Origin of the sequence: Immundisolibacter sp. (assembly GCF_041601295.1) — a bacterium.
Classification (GTDB): domain Bacteria; phylum Pseudomonadota; class Gammaproteobacteria; order Immundisolibacterales; family Immundisolibacteraceae; genus Immundisolibacter.
Genome location: NZ_JBFIII010000149.1, coordinates 1 through 4,607, shown reverse-complemented (window position 1 = coordinate 4,607; position 4,607 = coordinate 1). Strand labels below are relative to the sequence as shown.

General features: G+C 64.6%; 7 protein-coding genes. 4 read left to right on the top strand and 3 right to left on the bottom strand.

Annotation, left to right across the window (positions count from 1 at the left end; genetic code table 11):
- The 3 genes from sdhA to sdhC form a co-directional block, all read right to left on the bottom strand.
- Positions 1–1,292 (bottom strand): succinate dehydrogenase flavoprotein subunit (sdhA, locus tag ABZF37_RS13650; RefSeq protein ID WP_372720846.1); only part of this gene is annotated, 1,292 nt, incomplete at its 3' end.
- A 17-nt stretch (positions 1,293–1,309) separates the two neighbouring features.
- Positions 1,310–1,699: a succinate dehydrogenase, hydrophobic membrane anchor protein gene (gene sdhD / locus ABZF37_RS13645; RefSeq protein ID WP_372720844.1), complete on the bottom strand. Its 390-nt coding sequence runs from the start codon at positions 1,697–1,699 to the stop codon at positions 1,310–1,312.
- A complete protein-coding gene (gene sdhC / locus ABZF37_RS13640) occupies positions 1,699–2,085 on the bottom strand; it encodes a succinate dehydrogenase, cytochrome b556 subunit (protein ID WP_372720842.1) in 387 nt (128 codons plus the stop codon). The genes sdhD and sdhC overlap by 1 nt, the downstream gene beginning before the upstream one ends.
- A gap of 231 nt (positions 2,086–2,316) precedes the next feature.
- Here sdhC and dksA point away from each other — a divergent pair, with 231 nt between their 5' ends.
- From dksA to ABZF37_RS13620, 4 genes are all read left to right on the top strand, one after another.
- A complete protein-coding gene (gene dksA, locus ABZF37_RS13635) occupies positions 2,317–2,742 on the top strand; it encodes an RNA polymerase-binding protein DksA (protein WP_372720840.1) in 426 nt (141 codons plus the stop codon).
- 308 nt (positions 2,743–3,050) lie between these two features.
- Positions 3,051–3,443: a VOC family protein gene (locus ABZF37_RS13630; protein WP_372720838.1), complete on the top strand. Its 393-nt coding sequence runs from the start codon at positions 3,051–3,053 to the stop codon at positions 3,441–3,443.
- On the top strand, positions 3,440–4,096 hold the full coding sequence (locus ABZF37_RS13625) for a sulfotransferase family protein (protein ID WP_372720836.1): 657 nt from the start codon (positions 3,440–3,442) through the stop codon (positions 4,094–4,096). The genes ABZF37_RS13630 and ABZF37_RS13625 overlap by 4 nt, the downstream gene beginning before the upstream one ends.
- A 12-nt stretch (positions 4,097–4,108) precedes the next feature.
- Positions 4,109–4,459: an arsenate reductase gene (locus tag ABZF37_RS13620; RefSeq protein WP_372720834.1), complete on the top strand. Its 351-nt coding sequence runs from the start codon at positions 4,109–4,111 to the stop codon at positions 4,457–4,459.
- The last annotated feature ends 148 nt before the right edge of the window (positions 4,460–4,607 follow it).

Below are 4,607 nucleotides of genomic sequence, written 5' to 3'. Positions count from 1 at the left end.
GCCGGCAAGCTGGGCAGGGTGTCTTTCAGGCGCAGCGCCGCCGCACGACCGAACACGATGATGTCCAGCAGGCTGTTGGCGCCCAGACGGTTGGCACCGTGCACCGACACGCAGGCTGCCTCGCCGATGGCGAACAGGCCCGGCACGACGAAATCATTGCCCTGGGCGTCCTGGTTGATGACCTCACCGTGGTAATTGGTGGGAATACCACCCATGTTGTAGTGCACGGTCGGCAGCACGGGGATCGGTTCGCGCGTCACGTCCACACCGGCAAAGATGCGCGCCGTCTCCGAGATACCGGGCAGACGCTCGTGCAGGGTCTCGGCACCCAGATGCTCCAGGTGCAAATAGGCGTGGTCCTTGTTGGGCCCGCAGCCCCGGCCTTCGAGGATTTCCACCGTGATGGCACGCGACACCACATCGCGCGAGGCCAGATCCTTGGCGCTGGGCGCGTAGCGCTCCATGAAGCGCTCGCCGCTGGCATTGGTCAGGTAACCGCCCTCGCCGCGCGCGCCTTCGGTAATCAGGCAGCCGGCCGGATAAATGCCGGTCGGGTGGAACTGCACCATTTCCATGTCCTGGAGAGGCACGCCGACGCGGGCCGCCAGGCCCATGCCATCGCCGGTGCAAATATGCGCCCCGGTGCAGGACTGGTAAGCCCGCCCGTAACCCCCGGTTGCCAGCACCACGGCGCGGGCAAAGAAACGGTGCAAAGTGCCCTCGGCCATGTCGTACGCGACCACGCCAATCACCCGACCCGCCGCATCGGTCATCAGGTCGATCGCGAAATACTCAACGAAAAACTGCGCCTTGTGCTTCAGCGACTGCTGGTAAAGCGTATGCAACATGGCGTGTCCGGTGCGGTCGGCCGCGGCGCAGGTGCGCTGCGCCGGCGTCTTGTGGTCGGCCTGGTACTGACCGCCGAAGGGTCGCTGGTAAATCTTGCCGTCGTCGGTGCGCGAGAACGGCATGCCGGCGTTTTCCAGCTCGATCACCGCCGGGATGGCGTGCTGGCACATGTACTGGATGGCGTCCTGGTCACCCAGCCAGTCCGAGCCCTTGACCGTGTCGTAAAAATGATCGCGCCAGTCGTCGTCGACCATATTGCCCAGCGCGGCGTTGATGCCGCCCTGCGCCGCCACGGTGTGCGAGCGGGTCGGAAACACCTTGGTGATGCACGCCACCGACATGTTCTCGGCCGCCATGCCGAATGTGGCGCGCAGGCCGGCACCACCGGCGCCAATCACGACCACATCGAAGTGGTGGTCGATGAGGGTGTAATCCATGCTCATACCGGGGTTTGGCTCCGTCACTGTCCGAACATCACACGCAGCACCGACACCGCCGCCAAGGCACCGAGTCCGACCACCAGTACCAGCAGACCGACCAGCGCCAGCAGGCTGTGTGCGGCGGTGTGCAGGTAATCCTCGATCACGACCCGGCTGCACAGATAGGCGTTGACCATTGCCAACAAAAAAAACACCAGCACCAGGCTGCCAGTCGTCGGTGCGGCCAACCACGCGCGCGCCTCCTGCAGCGAAACCCCGCCCGCGCTCAGGCACAGCAGCTGCACCAGCAGCACGGCGCCGAGCACCACCAGTGCCGCCGCCGTCATGCGCTCCCAGAAAAACGCGCTGGTGCCGCTACCGGCCGCGCCATGGCCGCGTGCCAGGGCACGAGGCGAACGAAACTGCGCCATCAGCCGGCCCTCACGGCGATATACAGCCACACCAACACCGCGGCCACTGCCGAGCCGATCAACGCCAGTCGGGCACTGCGCCGTGCCGTGGCCAATTCAAACCCATAACCCATGTCCCAGGCGAAATGGCGGACCCAGTGCGCAGCATAGAAAAACGCACAAAACGTCCAGCCAAACAGCATCACCTTGCCCACAAAGCTGCCCCAGAACGCTGAGTAGTGATCGAACCAGGCGCCGCCCTCGGCGACCGCCAGCAGCCACAATGCAAACAGCCCGAGACCGCCCAGCAAGGCAGCGCCCACAGCGCGATGCAGGATGGAGGTGTAGCTACCGATCAGTGGTCGGTACACGGTCAGATGAGGCGACAACGGCCGCGGTTTGCCCATGGGGCAAGCTCCCTCACAAATGGTTAGCTGTTTTTGGCGCTGTAAGTCGTTGGCGCCGCGGGACCACACGGGCTGCATAACGACGCATAGGTAGCCAAAAACTTTAACACAGCCACCGATCTGCCCTGCCGCCTGTTGGTGCTTGGCAGGGTTTGCATTAGAATCCCGCGCCTCTCAATTTCCGGCCGGTGTGAAGGCACTTCGCGCCGCCAGCGACCCTGGAGTCCCGCAATGGGGATAACCGAATCTCCACAAACCAGTTTCACGCCCTACAAGCCGAAAAAGGGCGAGAAATACATGAGCGAGCCGCAAAAAGAGCACTTCAAGCAGATTCTGTATGCTTGGCGGGCTGAACTTGGCGCCGAAATGGACCGCGCGCGCCACCGCATGCAAGACGAAACGATCAACTATCCGGACCCGACCGATCGCGCCACGCAGGAGTCGGAGATGACGCTGGAGCTGCGCACCCGCGACCGCGAACGCAAGCTGATCCGCAAAATCGAAGAAGCGCTTGAGCAGGTCGATCGCGGCGAGTATGGCTACTGCGAGTCGTGTGACTCGGAGATCGGCCTGCGCCGGCTCGAGGCGCGCCCGACCGCAACGCTGTGCATAGATTGCAAGTCGCTGGCAGAAATCCGCGAACGGCAAATGGGCTGACGCCCGCGTCGATCCCTGACCGTTTGCGCGATCGGTACCACGCACGCCGGTTATCCGCCGATCAGTCCCTGTGCCATGCCGGGGCGGTCCTGGGTCAAGTCCGGCTTTTTCAGCTCGGGGCCAACACAGCCCCCCCGGCGGGCATGTCGCTGGCGTCCTGGCCACCTGCCAGCAGCAACTGCACGGACAACTCCCGAATTGCGCTCAGCGCCGGTGCACGACCGTTAGCCCTGTAGCGCGGTTCCGGCCTACGCCACCGACGGTGCCATAATCGGCCCACGGTGGACGCAGCGACCCAGGAACCCCGCATGTTGAAACGACTCGACCACGTCGAATTGATCCCCAGCGACTTCGAACGCAGCCTCGACTTCTACACCGCAACCCTGGGCGGCCAACTCAAGCACCGCTATGCCATAGAACATCCCACCCTGAGCGAGGTCGCCTACATCTCGGTTGGGGAATCGGCGGTGGAGCTGCTGCACGCACCGACCGCCCGCGCCCTGGCGCAGGATGGCGAGCGCATCGGCTACCGGCTGATGGCCTTCGAGGTCACCGACATGGTGCGAACGCTGACCGAGCTCGCCGGCAAGGGCATTACGCCAAGCTGGGGACCGGTCGAGGCGCCGGCCTTCATCCGGGCCGAGATTACCGATCCCGACGGCAATGCCATTGAGCTACGAGAATGGAAGCAGAAACCATGAATGACACCATTACAACCCCCGTGCGACTTGAAGTACTCGGTATCGGCATGGGCCGCACCGGCACCGCCAGCCTGAAGGTGGCTTTGGAACAGCTCGGCTATGGACCGTGCCATCACATGCTGGAGCTGTTCTCGCGCCCTGGCGATGCGGTCCGCTGGCAGGCGCGGGCACGCGGCGAGGCAGTTTCCTGGGATGAGTTGCTGGGTGGTTTCCGCTCGACCGTGGACTGGCCATCGGCGTACTTCTGGCGCGATCTTGTGCGCGATTTCCCGGCCGCTAAAGTCATCCTCACCGTGCGCGAGCCCGAGGCCTGGTACGACAGCATCAGCAATACCATCTTCAAGGCGCTGGATCAGCCCTTACCGCAGCAGGACGACGCAGCCCGCGGTCAGCGGGTGATGGCCAAGGACATCATCGTCGAGCGCGATTTCAGCGATCGGCCTCATGACAAGGCGCACGTACTCGCCCGCTATGCCGCCCACAATGCCGAGGTGCAGCGCACGGTGCCGGCCGAACGCCTGCTGACCTACGACGTCGGCGAAGGCTGGGGGCCGCTGTGTCGCTTCCTTGGCCAAGCGGTGCCGGACGCGCCGTTCCCGACCGCCAACAGGCGCGATGATTTCCATCACGGCCCCGGCCGTCAGCGAGACTGACCCGCCACCCACATGACCCTGTACGGCATCAAGAACTGCGATACCGTCAAGAAATCCCGGGCCTGGTTCGCTGCGCGCGGCGTGCAGATGCCGTTTCACGATCTGCGCCGTGACGGCCTGGACGATCTGCGGGCACGCCGGTGGCTGGCCGCCCTGGGCGCCACGCGACTGGTGAACCGCAGCGGCACCACCTGGCGCGCGCTTACCGCCGAACAACAGACAATTCCGGACGACGACACGCTGATCGCGCTACTGCGGGCGCAACCGGCGCTGATCCGCCGCCCGGTGGTCGAGCTCGGCGACCGCATTACCGTTGGCTTTGTCCCCGACGCCTGGATCGGGATGCTGGAGGCAAACGCTTGAGTGCGGTGCTGGAACTGGCGCAGGCGCTGATCCGCCGCCGGTCACTTACGCCCGATGACGGTGGCTGTCAGGCATTGCTCGGTCAGCGCCTGGCGGCGCTTGGTTTTCGCCTGGAGCCGATGCACTTCGGCGGCGTCGACAACCTGTG